The organism is uncultured Flavobacterium sp., from assembly GCF_963925415.1.
Taxonomy (GTDB): domain Bacteria; phylum Bacteroidota; class Bacteroidia; order Flavobacteriales; family Flavobacteriaceae; genus Flavobacterium.
In genome coordinates, this window is record NZ_CAWUTS010000037.1 from 1 (window position 1) to 17,582 (window position 17,582).

Here is a 17,582-nt window from a genome sequence, read left to right on the forward strand (position 1 = left end):
GTGGTAATGGTGATATGTTAAGAGCTTTGGCAAATTTTGGCATTAAAAACAATTTAAAATTTAACTTAATAGGTATTGATGCTAATGTTTTTACAATAGATTATGCTCATAAACTTTCTATAGAATATGAAAACATAAGCTATCAATGTGAAGATATTTTTAATAAAGCGTTTAGTGAGATAAAATACGATATAGTGCTGTGCACTTTAACATTACATCATTTCAAAAATAATCAAATTGAATATTTAATTCAACTCTTTAAAAAACAAGCTCGTGTAGGAATAGTGATCAATGATCTACATCGAAATATAATTGCTTACCGAGCCTTTCAGCTAATTTGCTTTTTCTTTAAATTGAATAAAATGTCAAAAGAAGATGGTTTAGTTTCTATATTAAGGGGTTTTAAAAAACAAGAATTAGTTAATTTTGCTGAAATAAATAAATTAAAAAATTACAGCATAAAATGGAAATGGGCTTTTCGATATCAATGGATTATTAAAATAAGTTAACGAATACCTATTTTATGCTTCTTAGAACAGTTACTAAAATAAAACGAATACAATGTCAGTTAAAATAATAAACGTTGCAACTCAATTGCCCGAATTTTATAGAGAAACAAAAGATATTCTTCCTTTTTTAGACATTTGGTTGGCCAATCAAGATGACAGGTTTAAACGAAAAGTAAAAAAAATTTTTGAAGGAGCTAATGTAGATAAGCGTTATTCTATTATGGATCCTCAAGAAGTTTTTTCTTTAGATTCGTTTGAAAAGAGAAATGCTATTTATGCCAGAGAAATGATTATTTTGGGAGAAAAAGTTTTAAAAAAAGCTTTAGAAAAAGCCAATTGGCAATCAGATACTATTGACTTTATTATCACTGTAAGTTGTACCGGTATCATGATTCCTTCATTAGACGCTTATTTGATTAACAAATTAAATTTACGCCAAGATGTTATTCGATTGCCCGTTACAGAAATGGGCTGCGTTGGAGGTGTTTCTGGAATTATTTATGCAAAAAACTTTCTAAAAGCTAATCCAAACAAAAGGGCAGTAGTAATTACAGTAGAAAGTCCCACAGCAACTTTTCAATTAGATGACCATTCTATGTCAAATATTGTAAGTGCTGCTATCTTTGGCGATGGAGCTGCTTGTGTTTTACTTTCTTCATATGAAGATGAAGTTGGACCAAAAATAGTAGACGAATCTATGTATCATTTCTTTGACAAAGAACACATGATGGGTTTTGAATTGACAAATAACGGTTTAAAAATGATTCTAGATATAGAGGTTCCTGATACGATACAAGAACATTTTCCTGCTATTTTATATCCATTTTTAGAAAGAAATAATTTAGAAATAAAAGATATAGATCATTTAATATTTCATCCTGGTGGCAAAAAAATTGTAAACATAGTAGAAGGGTTGTTTTCTGATTTAGGAAAAAATATCGACGACACAAAAGAAGTGCTTCGCTTATATGGAAACATGTCAAGCGCAACCGTATTATTTGTTTTAGAGCGTATTATGAACAATCGACCAAAAGCAGGAGAAAAAGGTGTTATGTTAAGTTTTGGACCAGGTTTTACAGCTCAGCGGGTTTTATTAGAATTTTAAATTACATTTCTTTAAAATGAGGATATAAATAACAATATGACAAAACAAGAAATAATTGCAAAACTTCCTTATTCCAAACCTTTTTTGTTTGTAGATGAAATTTTGTCAATTAATGAAAACAGCGTTGAAGGTTCATTTACTTTTGATTCCAATTTGGATTTTTACAAAGGTCATTTTAAAGATAATCCTGTTACACCAGGTGTTATTTTAACAGAAACAATGGCACAAATTGGCTTGGTTTGTTTAGGTATTTATTTGAATGAAGGCAAAAAAATTAAAAATATTGGATTTACGTCTTCAGAAGTTGAGTTTTTAAAGCCCGTTTATCCTAACGAAAAAGTGACTGTATTTTCAGAAAAAATATACTATCGTTTTGGAAAACTTAAGTGCAAAATCAAAATGACTAATCATAATAATCAAGAAGTTTGTTTTGGAATTTTATCTGGAATGATAATTTAAAAATAAAATACGTTATATAGGTTGAATGTTAAATTTGAAAGTAAAAATTGAAAAAAAGAGTTGTTATAACAGGATTGGGAATAGTTGCTCCAAATGGAGTAGGGCTTAAAGCGTTTACAAATGCAATAAAAAAAGGCCTTTCAGGAATTGTATTTAATTCTGAATTAGAACGTTTAAAATTTTCATGTCAAATTTCAGGTACTCCAATAATTACAGATGAATTTAAAAGAGAGTATTTTACAGAACTAGAATTAAGAAATTTTAACTCAACCGGTATTTTATATGGCGTAATTGCAGGTTTAGATGCATGGAAAGACGCCGGATTATCAATAGATAACAATGAAAACCCTGATTGGGATAGTGGAACTGTTTTTGGAACAGGTACTTCGGGAATTGAAAAATTTAGAGAATCTATCTATAAAATAGATGATTTTCAAACCAGAAGACTAGGAAGCACGGCTGTTGCACAAACCATGAATAGTGGAATTTCTGCTTATTTAGGTGGAAAACTAGGTTTAGGAAATCAAGTCACCACAAACTCGTCGGCCTGTACTACAGGTGCCGAAAGTATTTTATTAGGTTTTGAAAGAATTCAACAAGGAAAGTCAAAACGAATGTTGGTAGGAAGTACAAGTGATTCGGGTCCCTACATATGGGCTGGTTTCGATGCCATGAAAGTATGTACGTTTAAACATAATGATGCCCCCGAAAAAGGTTCGAGACCAATGTGTAAAACGGCTTCAGGATTTGTGCCTGGAAGTGGAGCAGGAGCCTTGGTTATTGAAGACTTAGAGACAGCTTTATCTCGTGGAGCTCGAATTTACGCTGAAATATTGGGTGGAAATATAAATTCGGGTGGTCAAAGAGGCGAGGGAACTATGACAGCACCAAATTCAGTTGCTGTACAAAAATGCATTGTGGATGCTATGAAAGATGCTGAAATTAAACCCAATGATATTGATTATATTAACGGACACTTAACCGCCACTTCAAAGGACAGTTTAGAAATCCAAAATTGGTGTCAAGCGTTGAATAGAAAAGGTGCTAATTTTCCATATATAAACTCACTAAAGTCTATGGTTGGCCATTGTTTATCAGGGTCAGGAAGTATAGAATCAGTAGCAACCATAATTCAAATTTATAATGGTTTTATTTTTCCAAATATCAATTGTGAAGTACTAAATGAAGATATTAAAACCATAATTTCCGAAGATAAAATTCCAAAACAAATACTTTACAAAAATTTAAATATAGTTGCCAAAGCAAGCTTTGGGTTTGGAGACGTAAATGCTTGTGTGATTTTTAAGAAGTATAAAGCCTAACATATTAATTAGTAAAATATAAAAAATGAGTAGTACAGAAATAATAGAAAAATTAAAGCCAATTGTTAAACCCTTTGTTAAAGATGAAGATGCTTTTAATGCGATGCATGAAAAAACACATTTCATTACAGACTTGAACATCAATTCAGCAAATTTGGTAGACATTATTTTAGATTTAGAAGAAGCTTTTGACATTGAAATAGACAATGATTCTATGGAAAAAATGTTAGATTTAGAAAACACCATTGCAGTTATTCAAACTAAATTAGCCCAAAAATGATAGGCAATGATGTTGTAGATTTATCTTTAGCCAAAAAAGAAAGCAATTGGAAAAGAAAAGGCTTTCTCACCAAAATATTTACACCGTTTGAACAAAATTTAATTCACAATGCAATCCATCAAGAACAAATGGTTTGGATGCTTTGGAGTATAAAAGAAAGCAGCTACAAAGCGTATCAAAGAATACATTATAACCAAGGTTATTATCCATCTAAAATTGAAATACTATCTTTGAACACTTCAAATGATTCAGTTATTAAATTATTTGAAGTAATATTTTATGGAGAAACGTGTATACATAATAATGTAATTAAAACTGTTGTGGTCCAAAATAAAGTATATTTTAATTCTATTATAAAATCGAAAAACATTAATTACTACAAAGATACAAATGGTTTACCATTAGATACATTAAACAATAAACCAATATCTATAAGTCATCATGGAGTACACAAGGAAATAATAAGCCTGAAATAAATTAGTTTTCATAAACTCTATTTTACATAATGTATATTATAGGTCGTTAATAATATAAGAAAATAAGATTGATTTATGAGATAATAATAATTAAATACATAAAAAATACCTAAAAAAGGTTTGTATCTATAATAGATAAACAGTATTTTTGTCGTTCATAAAATAAAAAAATGCAAAACAAACAAGCTATCCAACTAATTGAGAAAATTCAAAAAGAAATTTCTTCAAAAAAATACAACTTTACTTCAATAATTGATGATTTAAAAAAAGTAAGAGAATTTACTATGGATATGAGCATTCCGGTTTTAACAAAATCTATTCGATTAGCTTATGAGCATTTAGATTCAAATGAAGCTTTTTTAATAGAAATTCCAAACGATGAGCCCATTGATGAAGAAGATGAAACAGAAATACCAGTATATTCATCAGAAAATAACATTGAAAGTTTTACTTATTTTTTATCCCTATTACTAGATCCTACAAAGAAAAATAATTTATTAGATTTATCTGATTATAACAAAGCCTTTGTAGCTATGTAAAATGGATTGTTTATATTTTAAAAATCGGTAATTCTACCGATTTTTTATGCTTATTTTAACGAAAAATAAAGGGTTTTCTGTATATTTTTGTAAAAATATTTTAATTAACAAAATGTCTAGAATAAAAAAATCTCGAATTCAATTACTCCATCAATATTATAAATATACAGGCTTTTATTCTTTTATAGCTCAAGGAATAAAAAAAGCTTTTATACCAACATTAATTCTAATTATTGCCTTAATTTTTGTAAACGAAAAAGTAATTAATCTAAATGATGCAATTGTATATGCCACTAAAAACTTTAGTGACTTTTTATTGTTCTCATTTTTCTTAATTTCTGAAAGTTTTTTAGGTTTAGTGCCTCCAGATATCTTTATTGCTTGGACAAAAAACACACAAGAACCACTACTCTATCTTGCTTTATTAGCTGTTTTGTCGTACACAGGTGGTGTAATTGCATATTATATGGGACGTGCCATAGGTACTGTACCAGTAGTTAAAAGCTACATGTATACAAAAATGGCCAAACATATTACAAACATGCAAAAATGGGGTGGTTTTTTAATTGTAGTTGGTGCCTTGTTGCCTTTACCCTTCGCAATGGCTTGTTTGGCAGCCGGAATGATTAATTTTCCTCCAAAGCACTTTTTTTTGTATGCTCTTTTTCGTGTCTTTAGATTTATATTCTATGGATATGCCATTTATACCGCTTTATCATAATGAAAATATTTAAAATTACAGCCTTCTTAGAAGGTTTTTCATATCTTTTTTTATTAGCTAATATGTTAATTATTAAATATTTATATAATGATTTATATCATTTAATATTAAAGCCTTTAGGAATGGCACACGGTTTTTTATTTGTAACCTATATTGCTTTTGCTTTATATTATTTTATAAAGAAAAAATTTAATGTAGGAATTTTCTTGAGAATTTGTGTTGCTTCCCTAATTCCTTTTGCTACCTTTAAAATCGAATCAATATACTTGAAAAATGAAAATTTATAATTGGACTTATACTTTGCTAACCAATTTACAATTAGAGTCTACCCTTACATTATATTTAAATTTAGTAGTTAATATTGTTATTTTAATTGCGATTGCTTTATTTTTAGACTACATATTTAAAAAACTGTTAATCATTGCCTTAGCTATTATTGCGGCAAAAACAAAATCTACTTTTGATGATTTTTTAGTCGCCAATAAAACAGCTAAATATATAGCACATCTTATTCCATTATATTATGTATACATAACGGTTCCTATAATATTAGCAAAATTTATATCCTGGGAAGAATTCTTTTCTAAAGGTATAAAGATTTACATCATCATATTGTCCTTATGGATTGTTCGTTCTGTTTTTAATTCGTTAAAAGATTATTTAAAAAATATGCCCCGCTATAGCGATAAACCTATTGATAGTTACATTCAGGTTATCATGATTGTACTTTGGTTTTTTGGGGGTACTTCTTTTATATTAATAATGTTTGATACTAGTTTTACTTTTTTAATATCTACTTTTGGAGCCATTTCTGCATTGATATTTTTAATTTTTAAAGATACCATTTTAGGCTTTGTTGCTAGTATACAGGTTTCTGTTAACGACATGGTTCGAATTGGAGATTGGATTACTATGGATAAATTTGGTGCAGATGGAGATGTAATCGAAATCAATTTGGCTACAGTAAAAGTCCGAAATTTTGATAATACAACTACGACGATACCTACTTATAGTTTAATTTCTGATAGTTTTATAAATTGGAGAGGCATGCTTATATCTGACGGAAGACGTATTAAACGCAGTATTTTAATAAAACCCAGTACGGTTCAATTTATTAAAGATGAAGAGCTAGTTGAATATGAAAAGTTACAGTTATTAAAATCTTATATTGATCATAAGCAAGCTGATATTCAAAAACATAATACCCTTAAAGCTATTGATAAAACGGTAATCTTAAACGGAAGAAACCTTACTAACCTTGGTTTGTTTAGAAAATACATTCAGGCGTATCTTGAAAATCATTCAGGAATCAATCAGAATATGTTACTAATGGTTCGCTACTTGCAGCCGTCAGAATTGGGTATTCCATTAGAAATTTATTGCTTCTCTAATGATAAAGTATGGGAAAACTATGAGCATATAATTGCAGATGTGTTAGATCATGTCATTGCTTCGTCAAGTTATTTTAAATTAGAAATATTAGAAATGGATTTTAAAACAAAATAAATAATTTTAAAACGATACTACAAAATGGAAAATCGAAATAAATTACTTTTTGAATTAAGAGGAATTACTATCGGAAACATTAATGAAAACTGTTCTTTAGAAGAAATATTTCAAAATGAAACACTCCGACCTATTTTAAAATCAAACAATAATTTATTCATCGCTAGTTTTAAAAACTACATCAACAAGCACAAATCAGATTTTAAAGCCTTATCTGTAGAAAAAAAGTTAGGCTTTATAGAAAATGCCATTCAACGTGATATTAAATATAGAAATGCTTTAAAAGGAATGGTTCTTGCCTGGTTTACTTTATCAGAATTTGATTATTACATTACTAATTCGTCAAAACTGAACAAACGAATGATGAATTTACTAATAGAACGCCTAAGAAGTCAGGTACAATTATTTGAATCAGTATAAGGAAACTCCATTTAAATCAGTACCTAAAACGTCGCTCATAAAATTAAAAAACGGACGCATTGCTTTAAATGTGGCTACTACTTCATTTTTAAAATTTGGAGAAAGCACTTCCTCATTGGTAAAATTACGTATTACTAAAAATTGTTTTTTTCGAATCAAATCTATGTTTGGATGATTTTTGTCAAAATCTCGAGGTGCCGATTTTAATTCCTCCCCTTTTAAAGATTCAAACATTTTTATAAAATCAAATTCATTAATTAATTCTCGTAATTCTGAAGCATCGAGCTCCAATTCTTTTCTAATACGCAGTAAATCAGATTTATTAGGTTCCCAAAAACCCCCTCCAATAAAAGTATTATTATTTGCAATTTGTAAATAATAGCCTCCTCTTAATAAAGGTTTTGTTCTTGAATATCCCACACTAAAGTTCGATTTATAAGGCACTTTGTTTTTTGAAAAACGAACATCTCTATAAATTCTATAAAGCTTTATTTTTTCAATACTATCAATAGCATTCAAATCGTTATAAACGGTTTTAAAAAATGCCTTTACATGATTTTCTTCTGCAACAAATTGTTTTTTATTGTCTGCAAACCACTCACGGTTGTTGTTAGCTTGTAGTTGAACTAAAATATCCAAATTAGATTGCTTAATAAGCATAATTATTTATCTTTTAATCGATCTGAAACATACTCTACTGTGGTCTTACCATGATACTTTGGTTTACCATCATCACCTAAATTAACCATTATAATATTATCAATAGTAATAATGGTTTCATGGGTCATTTTATTTCGAACTTCCGATTTTAAAACAAGTGATGAATTGCCAAACTTGACCACTTCTATTCCTATTTCTACAATATCACCTTGCTGAGCAGAACTCATAAAGTTAATTTCACTCATGTATTTGGTCACTACTTTTTTGTTTTCAAACTGAATTATAGTGTATAAAGCAGCTTCTTCGTCTATCCAAGATAACAATCTACCGCCGAACAGCGAACCATTGGCATTTAAATCTTCGGGCTTTACCCACTTTCTTGTATGAAATTTCATAATAATACGTTAATATTTATATGTAAAAATACAACTTATTATTTTATTTTGGTTTTAAACAACTTTAAATTAAAACACAAATCATTTGATAAAACACAAATTATGTGTATTTTTAACAACACAATTAAACACATGTGTTTATTGAATTAAATTTAGTTACAAATTTATTCTTTTCATAAATGGAGAAATGATTGTTATAAAATGAATAAACTTTTTGTATATAGAAACTTAAGTCCTGAAAAATCTAATAAAGACTTATTAAACCATCTAAACGGAACCTGGGAAAAAGGTTTTATTTGGGGAAAACTATATGTGGATGTTTTGGATGTTATTCCAAAGCGTCTAGGAGTACGTTTTGATCATAATCATGAAAAAATAAAAGGGTATTTGTTTAGCTCTAAAGAATTAAAAAATTATTGGAATAAATTAGATATACTTGAGGGTGAAGCCTATGAATGTATTAAAGTTACTGTATTTATAGATGATGGAAAAAAAGATATTAAAGCAAACATTTATGTTTTAAAGTAAAATTTAGAACATCCATTTAATTTATTTTGAATTATTTTGTAATTAACTATAATCATATGAAACATAGTTAATTTTTTTTTTAATAACTTGTACCCATGACTAAAAACACATTTTTAATACTTTTACTAGTTCCAATTTTTACAATTTCTCAAGTAATAACTGAAACAACTGCTATTAATATTACAAAATCATGGTCTCAACAGCCTACGGGTTATACATACCCTTTTAACATCAAAGTACCTACAGGCGATGTGCCACAAGGTGGATTTCCTGTTTGCATACTACTGCATGGCAATGGTGGTAACGGATTGAATATGAGCAATCAATATGTTAATATTATGGATTGTCATGTACTTGTAGCTCCGACAGGCTATTTAAACAGTTGGAATTTGTGTGCTGAAAATAGTGATGCTCCAGATGTTGAAATGATAGAAGATTTAGTAACTCTATTGCAAAGCTATAACAATATAAACCCTAATCAAATTAGAATAATTGGATCTTCAAATGGCGCAGGTCTTGCTAATAGAGTTTTTATAGAAAACACCAATTCTGGTATTGACATTGTCTGTGCTGTTGTTTCTCAATTAAACGAACCTCAATATCACTTAGGTAACTTTTATAAACCTTCTGCTTCGACCAACTCTTCAAATGCATATTGTGGTTATGATATTGCTGTAAATCCTTTAACAACAAGAAAATACTTAAGCATATGTAATGCAAATGATCCTGTAATACCAAATTTAGGAGGAACTTCTGTTGTTGGTGTTGATTTTTTAGATGCAAAATTTGCCGCTTACGTAATCGCTATAAATCAAGGATATACAGGTAATCAATTGATAAATGGAACGGCTATTGGCAGCCCAGAAGTCACAGAATACTCTTATTTATCTGGAAACGTGGTTTATCTTGAAGGTAATGCAGGTCACTCTACAAACATAACCGAAATAAATTACATTAAAAGTTTCTTGTCTAATTGTTCTACTTTAGGATTGGAAACAAACCATTTTAATCAAATGAAAGTGTATCCAAATCCTACTAATCATTTGACTATAATTGAAAGAATTAGTTCTGAAAGATTACCTTATTTTATACATAACACAATAGGACAAGAGGTGTTATCTGGCTATAGCACTTCTAAAACTTTACAAATCGATTTGTCAAATTTACCTCCTGATGTTTATTTTTTGAAAATAGATAATCAAACAACTAAAATTATCAAAAAAAATTAAAGAAGATATTTTTCTATGTCTATTGTTTTACTTTTCCCTTGCTTTTAAAACCGAAACAACATCATTGATTTTAAAACCTTTAGCTTGTAATAATATTAAATAATGAAAAAGTAAATCGGCACTTTCTGATAAAAACAAATCGTCATTAAAATCTTTAGCCTCAATAACAACCTCTATGGCCTCTTCTCCTACTTTTTGTGCAATTTTATTGATTCCTTTTTTAAATAAAGACGCTACATAACTGTTTTCAGCATCTGCATTTTCTTTTCGCTGTTCAATAGTTTTTTCTAATTGTGAAATAAATCCATAACTTTGACTGTTAGACTCTTGCCAACACGTATCTGATCCTTTATGACAAGTTGGTCCAAAAGGTTTTACTTGTATCAAAAGCGTATCTTGGTCGCAATCTTCTTTAAATGAAATGAACTCTAAAAAATTACCACTCTTTTCTCCTTTTGTCCACAATCTGTTTTTTGTGCGACTAAAAAAGGTAACCTTACGGGTACTTAATGTTATATCTATCGCTTCTTGATTCATGTATCCCAACATCAAAACTTTTTTGGTTTGATGATCTTGAATAATTGCAGGAACTAATCCATTACTGTTTTTTGAAAAATTTATTATCATGTTTGTATTTTTTAATTGACTAATCTAAAGTCTAATCATTATATTTTTCTCTTTTAAATATGTTTTTAATTCAGGTATTTCAATGTTTCCAAAATGAAAGACACTTGCTGCTAGTGCAGCATCAGCTTTCCCTATAGTAAACGCTTCTTCAAAATGTTCTCTAGTGCCTGCACCACCTGACGCAATTATTGGAATTGAAACTGATTTTGAAAGTTGTGCTAAAGCTTCATTGGCAAAACCTTTTTTTGTTCCATCGTTATTCATAGATGTAAATAATATTTCACCCGCTCCTCTATTCGCAACTTCAATAACCCAATCAAATAAGTTTAGATCGGTTGCAACTTTTCCTCCCATCAAATGAACGATCCATAATCCGTCAATTAATTTAGCATCAACAGCAACAACTATACATTGACTTCCAAATTCTGCTGCTAATTGATTAATTAAATTTGGGTTTTTTATTGCCGATGAATTAATAGAAACCTTATCAGCACCATTTTTTAATAATATAGAAACATCTTCAATAGAACTTATTCCACCACCAACAGTGAACGGAATATTTATTGTTTTTGCCACGTTTTTTACTAATTCTACTAAGGTTTTTCGTCTTTCTTCTGTTGCTGATATATCTAAAAAAATTAATTCGTCGGCGCCATTTTCAGAGTATTTTTTGGCCAATTCTACTGGATCACCAGCATCTTTTAAATCTATAAAATTAATACCTTTTACGGTTCTACCGTTTTTAATATCTAAACAAGGAATGATTCTTTTGGTAAGCATATTTAGTTTTGAGGTTTAAAATATTAAGCAGTACGATTAATAAAATATTCTAATTGTTTTAATGTAACCCTTCCTTCATAGATGGCCTTGCCTATTATTGTAGCCTCGCAACCTAATTTTGCTAAGAGAGGCAATTCATCATAGGTTGAAATGCCACCCGATGCTATTAATTTAATGTTTTTACATGAATTTAAAATTTCTTCATATAAATCAAAACTGGGGCCTTTTAACATTCCGTCTTTAGCAATATCGGTACAAATGACATAGCTAATACCGTTTTGTTTATAATTTTCTATGAACGGAATCAAATTTAGATCACTTTTTTCTAACCAACCTGAAACTGCTATTTTTTTATCATGTACATCTGCCCCTAGTATAATTTTATCTGTTCCGTACTCTGATATCCATTGCTTAAATAAAGTTGGGTTTTTTACAGCTATACTTCCACCAGTTATTTGGTTTGCTCCAGATTCAAAAGCAATTTTTAAATCAGTATTGGATTTTAATCCACCTCCAAAATCAATTTTTAGATTGGTTTTTACTGCTATTTGTTCCAATACTTTATGATTGACTATTTTACTCGATTTAGCTCCATCTAGGTCAACTAAATGTAAAAATTGAATGCCACTATCTTCAAATGATTTGGCTACTTCGAGTGGACTTTCGTTATATATTTTTTTGGTGCTATAATCACCTTTTGACAAACGTACACATTTGCCATCTATAATATCTATTGCAGGTATTATTCTCATTTTTAGTGTTATAAAATTTAAATATTTAAAAAATTTTTTAAAATTTGTTCACCTTGCTTGCTGCTTTTTTCGGGGTGAAATTGAACCCCATAAAAATTGTTTTTTTGGAGAGCAGATGCATATTCACCATCATAATTAGTAAAGGCTATGGCTTCTGCACATTTTTTTACATAAAAGCTATGCACTACATACACATATTCGTTTTCAATAATATTATTAAATAAATATGATTTTAGTTTATATATTGTATTCCAACCCATTTGTGGCACTTTCACATGATTAGAAAATTTGACCACATCAGCATTAAAAATTCCCAATCCTTTTGTATTGCTTTCTTCAGTTTTGTTGCACAGTAACTGCATGCCTAAACAGATGCCTAAAACAGGTTGGGTTAACGTTGGTATTAAAGCGTCTAAACCACTTAGTTTTAGTTTTTTCATAGCACTACTCGCTTCTCCAACGCCAGGAAAAATGACTTTATCTGCAGATTTAATCACATTCCAATCGCTACTTAAAACACCTACATGGCCTAACCTTTCTAAAGCAAACTGAATGCTTTGGATATTACCAGCTCCATAATCTATTAATACAATTTTCATTATAACATTCCTTTTGTTGAGGGTAAAATCATTTTTTCAACATCTCTTTTAACAGCCGCCTTTATTGCCTTTGCAAATGCTTTAAAAATTGATTCAATTTTGTGGTGCTCATTTGTACCTTCAGCTTTGATATTCAAATTAGCTTTTGCACCATCGGTAAACGATTTAAAAAAGTGATAAAACATTTCTGTAGGCATTTGCCCTATCATCTCTCGTTTAAAACTTGCATCCCAAACCAACCAGTTTCTTCCTCCAAAATCGAGGGCAACTTGTGCTAAACAATCATCCATTGGTAAACAAAATCCATATCGCTCAATACCTAATTTGTTTCCCAACGCTTTTGCAAAAACTTCTCCTAACGCTATAGCTGTATCTTCTATAGTGTGATGCTCATCAACTTCTAGGTCGCCTTTTACTAGTATATTCATGTCTATTTGACCGTGTTTTGCAATTTGGTCTAACATGTGGTCAAAAAAGGCAATTCCGGTTGAAATACTACTTATCCCTGTGCCATCAAGATTTAAGGTAATAGCAATATCTGTTTCATTTGTTTTTCTTTGAACAAATGCAGTTCTGGTTGTTAGTTTTAAGAAGGTGTAAATTTTTTCCCAGTCATTTGTTTCTAAGGCAATTGTTAATTTTAGGTCCTCTTCTTTAACCGAAATTTCATCAGCACCTAAATTGGTGTTGTCGTTTATAAAAATGGCTTTTGATCCTAAATTTTTTGCCAATTGAACATCGGTTATTCGATCACCTATTACATATGAATTTTCTAAATCATAAGCTCCTGAAAAATAATGAGTCAATAACCCAGTACCTGGTTTACGTGTATTGGCATTTTCGTATGGAAATGTTCGATCCAAAAACACATTTTCAAAAACAACACCTTCATTTTTAAAGGTTTTCAATATAAAATCATGCACAGGCCAAAATGTGTTTTCAGGAAAAACGGCAGTACCTAATCCATCTTGATTACTTATCATTACCAATTCGTAATCCAATTCTTGAGCAATTTTACTTAAAAAAGGAATACATTTTGGATAAAAAGTTATTTTATCAAACGCATCAATTTGTTGATCAATGGTTTCTTTTATCATGGTTCCATCTCTATCGATGAATAATACTTTTTTAGGCATTTTCTAATGTTTTTATGAGTTTAATTACTTGTTCATTTTCTCGTTTTGTACCAATACTTATGCGCAAGCAATTTGCACATAGCGGTTCATTGCTTCTATTTCTAATAACAATTCCATGGTTTATAAATTGTTTATAACGTGTATTTGCATCGTCTACTTGTATTAGTATAAAATTTGCATCAGACGGAATTATTTTTTTTATAAACGATATGTTTTGCATAGCTTTCATTAGTATTTCTCTTTCGTTTAGAATATCAATAACTTGGCGATCAAAGACTTTTAATTGCAATATTTCAATTGCTTTTTGTTGTGACAATACATTTATATTATAAGGAGGTTTTATTTTATTTAAGACGCTTATAATTTGAGTTGATGCATATAAAACACCAAGGCGAAGTCCAGCCATTGCATAGGCTTTTGAAAGTGTTTGACAAATTACTAAATTTGGATATTCTTCTAATTTAGCTAACCAACTTTCTTTTTTCGAAAAATCTATATACGCTTCATCTATTACAATTAAACCTTTAAAATTGTTTAATAATTTCTTGATAATTTCATCTGAAAAAGAATTTCCAGTAGGATTATTAGGGGAGCATAAAAATAATATTTTTGTATTTACATCCGTTTTTTTTAAAATTTTATGTGCATCAGGTTCAAAGTCATCAGTTAAATTTACGATTCTATTTTCTACTGCATTTACATGAGCTAAAACATCATACATCCCATATGTTGGAGGTAGCGTTATAACATTGTCTGTTTTAGGTTCACAGAAAGCCCTAAAAAGTAAATCTAAAACTTCATCACTTCCATTTCCTATTAAAATATGAGCTGTTTTTACTTTTTTAATACCAGATATAATTTTTTTTAATTGAAATTGTTGCGGATCTGGATACCGATTTATTTCATTTTCATATGGATTTTCGTTAGCATCTAAGTAAATCATTGAATTTGTAAAACTCTTAAATTCATCTCGTGCCGACGAATAAGGTTTCATATTTAGTATATTGTTTCGCGTTAGTTTATTGATGTCAAACTTATTCATTTGCTAATACTTTTAGGCGTTGTGAAACTGCATTTTTATGTGCTTGTAAACCTTCTGATTCAGCCATGATCTCTATGGTTTTTCCAATATTTTGTATTCCTTTTGCTGTTATTTTTTGAAAAGTAATTGCCTTTAAAAAACTATCTAAGTTTACACCGCTATAACTTTTAGAATATCCATTTGTAGGTAAGGTATGATTGGTTCCTGAGGCATAGTCTCCAGCACTTTCAGGAGTATAATTTCCTATAAAAACAGAACCTGCATTTACTATATTTTTAATAAAAAAATCTTCGTTTTTTGAACAAATAATAAAGTGTTCAGGTGCATATTCATTAATTAATTGAAGCGCTTTATCATCTGAATCTATATAAATAAGTTTAGAATGTGAAATGGCAATTTCAGCAATGTCTTTTCGAGCTAACTCCTTAAGTTGTTTGTATACTTCAATTTCAACATCCAAAAGTGTTTTTTTGGAAGTAGTTACTAAAATTACTTGGCTATCCGTTCCATGTTCGGCTTGACTTAACAAATCAGAAGCTACAAAGCTAGGAATAGCACTTTCATCTGCAAAAACCAATAACTCGCTCGGGCCTGCAGGCATATCTATAGCAACTCCTTTTTGAGAAGCAAATTGCTTAGCAACAGTAACATATTGATTTCCTGGACCAAATATTTTATAAACTTTATTAATCGTTTCAGTCCCTATTGTCATAGCAGCAATGGCCTGAATACCTCCTATTTTATAAATTTTTGTTACCCCACACAAAGAAGCGGCATATAAAATGGCAGGTGATACATTTCCGTTTTTTTGAGGCGGTGTACATAAAATAATTTCAGTACAACCCGCTATTTGTGCAGGAACCGCTAGCATTAAAACGGTAGAAAACAAAGGGGCTGAACCACCTGGAATGTATAAACCTACTTTTTGAATAGCTCTCTTTTCATACCAACAAAAAACACCTTCTGTAGTTTCAACTTCAATTGGTTCTGTTTTTTGAGCATTGTGAAAAGCATAAATATTTGATTTAGCAAACTGAATAGCTTCTTTTAACTCTTCTGAAATTTGATTTTTAGCAAGTTCAATTTCAACATCAGAAACAAGTGTCTTTTCTACTTGCACTCCATCAAAAAGTGATGTGTATTTTGATAGGGCTGCGTCTCCTTTTAATTGAGTTTCTTTAAATATCTGTTTTACAACACTTTCAATGTCTTCAAAAGTTTGGGTTGGTCTTTTTGTTAGTTCTGACCAGGTTTCAGTTAGTGGACTGTATATTTTATTCATTTTATCTAAAATTAAATTATTATAATACCATTTTTTCAATTGGACACACTAAAATACCCTCGGCTCCAGCTTGTTTTAACTGATCAATTACTTCCCAAAAAGTATCCTCTTCAATAACAGAGTGTACACTACTCCACCCTTCTTCTGCAAGAGGCATAACAGTAAGACTTTTTAAAACGGGTAAAATTTTACTAATTAATTCAATTTTGTCATTGGGTACATTCATTAAAATATATTTTGATTTTCGAGAACGTAAAACGGATTGTATTCTGAATTGAAGTTTTGTTAAAAGTATTTTTGACTCATCAGTAATTTGTGGAGAAATAGCTAAAACCGCTTCGCTTTTTAAGATAACTTCTACTTCTTTTAAACCATTTTTAAATAAAGTACTACCACTAGAAACAATATCTACAATTGCATCTGATAGACCAATATTGGGTGCGATTTCAACAGAACCAGAAATTTGGTGAATATCAACGGTGATATCTTTGAGTAAAAAATAGTCTAAAACAGTTTTGGGATATGATGTTGCTATGCGCAAACCATTTAAATCCTGAATAGAATTGTATACAAATGCCTTAGGAACAGCAACAGAAACTTTACATTTTGAAAAGCCTAACTTTTCGGCAATTTGAATGTTTTTTCCCTTTTCGACTATAAGGTTATCTCCTACTATAGCAATGTCAACAACACCATCAATTAGATATTGAGGAATATCTGAATTTCTTAAAAAATAAACTTCTAAAGGAAAATTGGGTGATGTAACTTTTAATTGGTCATTTCCATTATAAATAGAAATTCCTGAATCTTTAAGTAATTGAATACTTTCGTCGTGTAAACGACCCGATTTTTGAATAGCAATTTTTAATATACTCATTTTAATTTTTAATAAAATTTGAATATATCTCGTGCTAACTTCTATAAAAGAATAAACCCGTTTGATATACTCAAACGGGTTTATAATTATTTTAGTTTATAACATAAAACATCATTACCTAGCCTGAGCTTGTAGTATATGATGATGTTGATGGAATAATATGGTAAACATTTTTTTTGTTTTAATTTAACACTGCAAATATAAAATAAAATTTATATCATATGCAAATTTATTTAAGTTTAAAATTTATTTACAAAACAAATTTAAATCCAATACTGCCTATATTTGCCTTTAAACCATCATTTCTAGAATATGGAATTGGAAAGACTCCCAGCCAA

The 17,582-nt window shown here is 29.7% G+C and carries 23 protein-coding genes; 13 read left to right on the plus strand and 10 right to left on the minus strand.

Annotation, left to right across the window (positions count from 1 at the left end; all coding sequences use genetic code 11):
* From AABM47_RS02840 to AABM47_RS02890, 11 genes are all read left to right on the plus strand, one after another.
* Window positions 1-509, plus strand: a 509-nt coding sequence (locus tag AABM47_RS02840) for a class I SAM-dependent methyltransferase (protein WP_338409412.1), incomplete at its 5' end; no start/stop codon positions are given.
* A gap of 52 nt (window positions 510-561) precedes the next feature.
* Window positions 562-1,614, plus strand: coding sequence for a type III polyketide synthase (locus tag AABM47_RS02845; protein ID WP_338409413.1), 1,053 nt, complete (start codon window positions 562-564; stop codon window positions 1,612-1,614).
* A 36-nt stretch (window positions 1,615-1,650) separates the two neighbouring features.
* Window positions 1,651-2,073, plus strand: a complete 423-nt coding sequence (locus tag AABM47_RS02850; RefSeq protein WP_338409414.1) for a 3-hydroxyacyl-ACP dehydratase FabZ family protein — start codon at window positions 1,651-1,653, stop codon at window positions 2,071-2,073.
* 47 nt (window positions 2,074-2,120) lie between these two features.
* Complete coding sequence (locus AABM47_RS02855) at window positions 2,121-3,395, plus strand: beta-ketoacyl-[acyl-carrier-protein] synthase family protein (RefSeq protein ID WP_338409415.1); 1,275 nt, start codon at window positions 2,121-2,123, stop codon at window positions 3,393-3,395.
* Between the two features lie 25 nt (window positions 3,396-3,420).
* Window positions 3,421-3,675, plus strand: a complete 255-nt coding sequence (locus AABM47_RS02860; RefSeq protein ID WP_338409416.1) for an acyl carrier protein — start codon at window positions 3,421-3,423, stop codon at window positions 3,673-3,675.
* Window positions 3,672-4,151 (plus strand): 4'-phosphopantetheinyl transferase superfamily protein, encoded by a 480-nt coding sequence (locus tag AABM47_RS02865; protein WP_338409417.1) that lies wholly within the window; start codon window positions 3,672-3,674, stop codon window positions 4,149-4,151. The genes AABM47_RS02860 and AABM47_RS02865 overlap by 4 nt, the downstream gene beginning before the upstream one ends.
* Window positions 4,152-4,321: 170 nt before the next feature.
* Complete coding sequence (locus tag AABM47_RS02870; protein ID WP_338409418.1) at window positions 4,322-4,690, plus strand: hypothetical protein; 369 nt, start codon at window positions 4,322-4,324, stop codon at window positions 4,688-4,690.
* A gap of 112 nt (window positions 4,691-4,802) precedes the next feature.
* Window positions 4,803-5,411, plus strand: coding sequence for a VTT domain-containing protein (locus AABM47_RS02875; protein ID WP_338409419.1), 609 nt, complete (start codon window positions 4,803-4,805; stop codon window positions 5,409-5,411).
* Window positions 5,411-5,698: a DUF3817 domain-containing protein gene (locus tag AABM47_RS02880; RefSeq protein WP_338409420.1), complete on the plus strand. Its 288-nt coding sequence runs from the start codon at window positions 5,411-5,413 to the stop codon at window positions 5,696-5,698. The genes AABM47_RS02875 and AABM47_RS02880 overlap by 1 nt, the downstream gene beginning before the upstream one ends.
* On the plus strand, window positions 5,685-6,917 hold the full coding sequence (locus AABM47_RS02885; protein WP_338409421.1) for a mechanosensitive ion channel domain-containing protein: 1,233 nt from the start codon (window positions 5,685-5,687) through the stop codon (window positions 6,915-6,917). Before AABM47_RS02880 ends, AABM47_RS02885 begins: the two co-directional genes overlap by 14 nt.
* A 24-nt stretch (window positions 6,918-6,941) precedes the next feature.
* Entirely contained in the window at window positions 6,942-7,337 is a 396-nt protein-coding gene (locus AABM47_RS02890; protein WP_338409422.1) for a glyoxalase, read from the plus strand.
* Here AABM47_RS02890 and AABM47_RS02895 read toward each other — a convergent pair.
* Together AABM47_RS02895 and AABM47_RS02900 are read right to left on the minus strand one after the other, a co-directional pair.
* Window positions 7,329-8,000, minus strand: coding sequence for a DUF2461 domain-containing protein (locus AABM47_RS02895; protein WP_338409434.1), 672 nt, complete (start codon window positions 7,998-8,000; stop codon window positions 7,329-7,331). The two genes, AABM47_RS02890 and AABM47_RS02895, sit on opposite strands and share 9 nt — an antisense overlap.
* On the minus strand, window positions 8,000-8,392 hold the full coding sequence (locus AABM47_RS02900) for a hotdog domain-containing protein (RefSeq protein ID WP_338409423.1): 393 nt from the start codon (window positions 8,390-8,392) through the stop codon (window positions 8,000-8,002). Before AABM47_RS02900 ends, AABM47_RS02895 begins: the two co-directional genes overlap by 1 nt.
* Before the next feature lie 201 nt (window positions 8,393-8,593).
* On the opposite strand from AABM47_RS02900, the gene AABM47_RS02905 reads away from it, so the two are divergent.
* On the plus strand, window positions 8,594-8,920 hold the full coding sequence (locus tag AABM47_RS02905; RefSeq protein WP_338409424.1) for a hypothetical protein: 327 nt from the start codon (window positions 8,594-8,596) through the stop codon (window positions 8,918-8,920).
* Window positions 8,921-9,015: 95 nt separating this feature from the next.
* The gene (locus tag AABM47_RS02910) at window positions 9,016-10,149 is read left to right on the plus strand and encodes a T9SS type A sorting domain-containing protein (RefSeq protein ID WP_338409425.1); all 1,134 of its coding nucleotides are present in this window, start codon (window positions 9,016-9,018) and stop codon (window positions 10,147-10,149) included.
* Window positions 10,150-10,176: 27 nt separating this feature from the next.
* Here the strand turns inward: AABM47_RS02910 and hisIE are convergent, their stop codons facing one another.
* From hisIE to hisG, 8 genes are read right to left on the minus strand one after another with little or no spacing between them, the layout of a single operon-like run.
* Window positions 10,177-10,776 carry a bifunctional phosphoribosyl-AMP cyclohydrolase/phosphoribosyl-ATP diphosphatase HisIE gene (hisIE, locus tag AABM47_RS02915; protein WP_338409426.1) on the minus strand — a complete coding sequence of 200 codons (600 nt, stop codon included), beginning with the start codon at window positions 10,774-10,776 and terminating at the stop codon, window positions 10,177-10,179.
* 24 nt (window positions 10,777-10,800) lie between these two features.
* Window positions 10,801-11,556 carry an imidazole glycerol phosphate synthase subunit HisF gene (gene hisF / locus AABM47_RS02920; RefSeq protein ID WP_338409427.1) on the minus strand — a complete coding sequence of 252 codons (756 nt, stop codon included), beginning with the start codon at window positions 11,554-11,556 and terminating at the stop codon, window positions 10,801-10,803.
* 23 nt (window positions 11,557-11,579) lie between these two features.
* Window positions 11,580-12,308: a 1-(5-phosphoribosyl)-5-[(5-phosphoribosylamino)methylideneamino]imidazole-4-carboxamide isomerase gene (hisA, locus tag AABM47_RS02925; RefSeq protein ID WP_338409428.1), complete on the minus strand. Its 729-nt coding sequence runs from the start codon at window positions 12,306-12,308 to the stop codon at window positions 11,580-11,582.
* A 17-nt stretch (window positions 12,309-12,325) separates the two neighbouring features.
* Window positions 12,326-12,907 (minus strand): imidazole glycerol phosphate synthase subunit HisH, encoded by a 582-nt coding sequence (gene hisH / locus AABM47_RS02930; RefSeq protein WP_338409429.1) that lies wholly within the window; start codon window positions 12,905-12,907, stop codon window positions 12,326-12,328.
* Entirely contained in the window at window positions 12,907-14,043 is a 1,137-nt protein-coding gene (hisB, locus tag AABM47_RS02935; protein WP_338409430.1) for a bifunctional histidinol-phosphatase/imidazoleglycerol-phosphate dehydratase HisB, read from the minus strand. The genes hisH and hisB overlap by 1 nt, the downstream gene beginning before the upstream one ends.
* On the minus strand, window positions 14,036-15,085 hold the full coding sequence (gene hisC / locus AABM47_RS02940) for a histidinol-phosphate transaminase (RefSeq protein WP_338409431.1): 1,050 nt from the start codon (window positions 15,083-15,085) through the stop codon (window positions 14,036-14,038). The genes hisB and hisC overlap by 8 nt, the downstream gene beginning before the upstream one ends.
* Window positions 15,078-16,367: a histidinol dehydrogenase gene (gene hisD, locus AABM47_RS02945; RefSeq protein ID WP_338409432.1), complete on the minus strand. Its 1,290-nt coding sequence runs from the start codon at window positions 16,365-16,367 to the stop codon at window positions 15,078-15,080. Before hisD ends, hisC begins: the two co-directional genes overlap by 8 nt.
* A 19-nt stretch (window positions 16,368-16,386) precedes the next feature.
* The gene (gene hisG, locus AABM47_RS02950; protein WP_338409433.1) at window positions 16,387-17,244 is read right to left on the minus strand and encodes an ATP phosphoribosyltransferase; all 858 of its coding nucleotides are present in this window, start codon (window positions 17,242-17,244) and stop codon (window positions 16,387-16,389) included.
* Window positions 17,245-17,582: the final 338 nt, after the last annotated feature.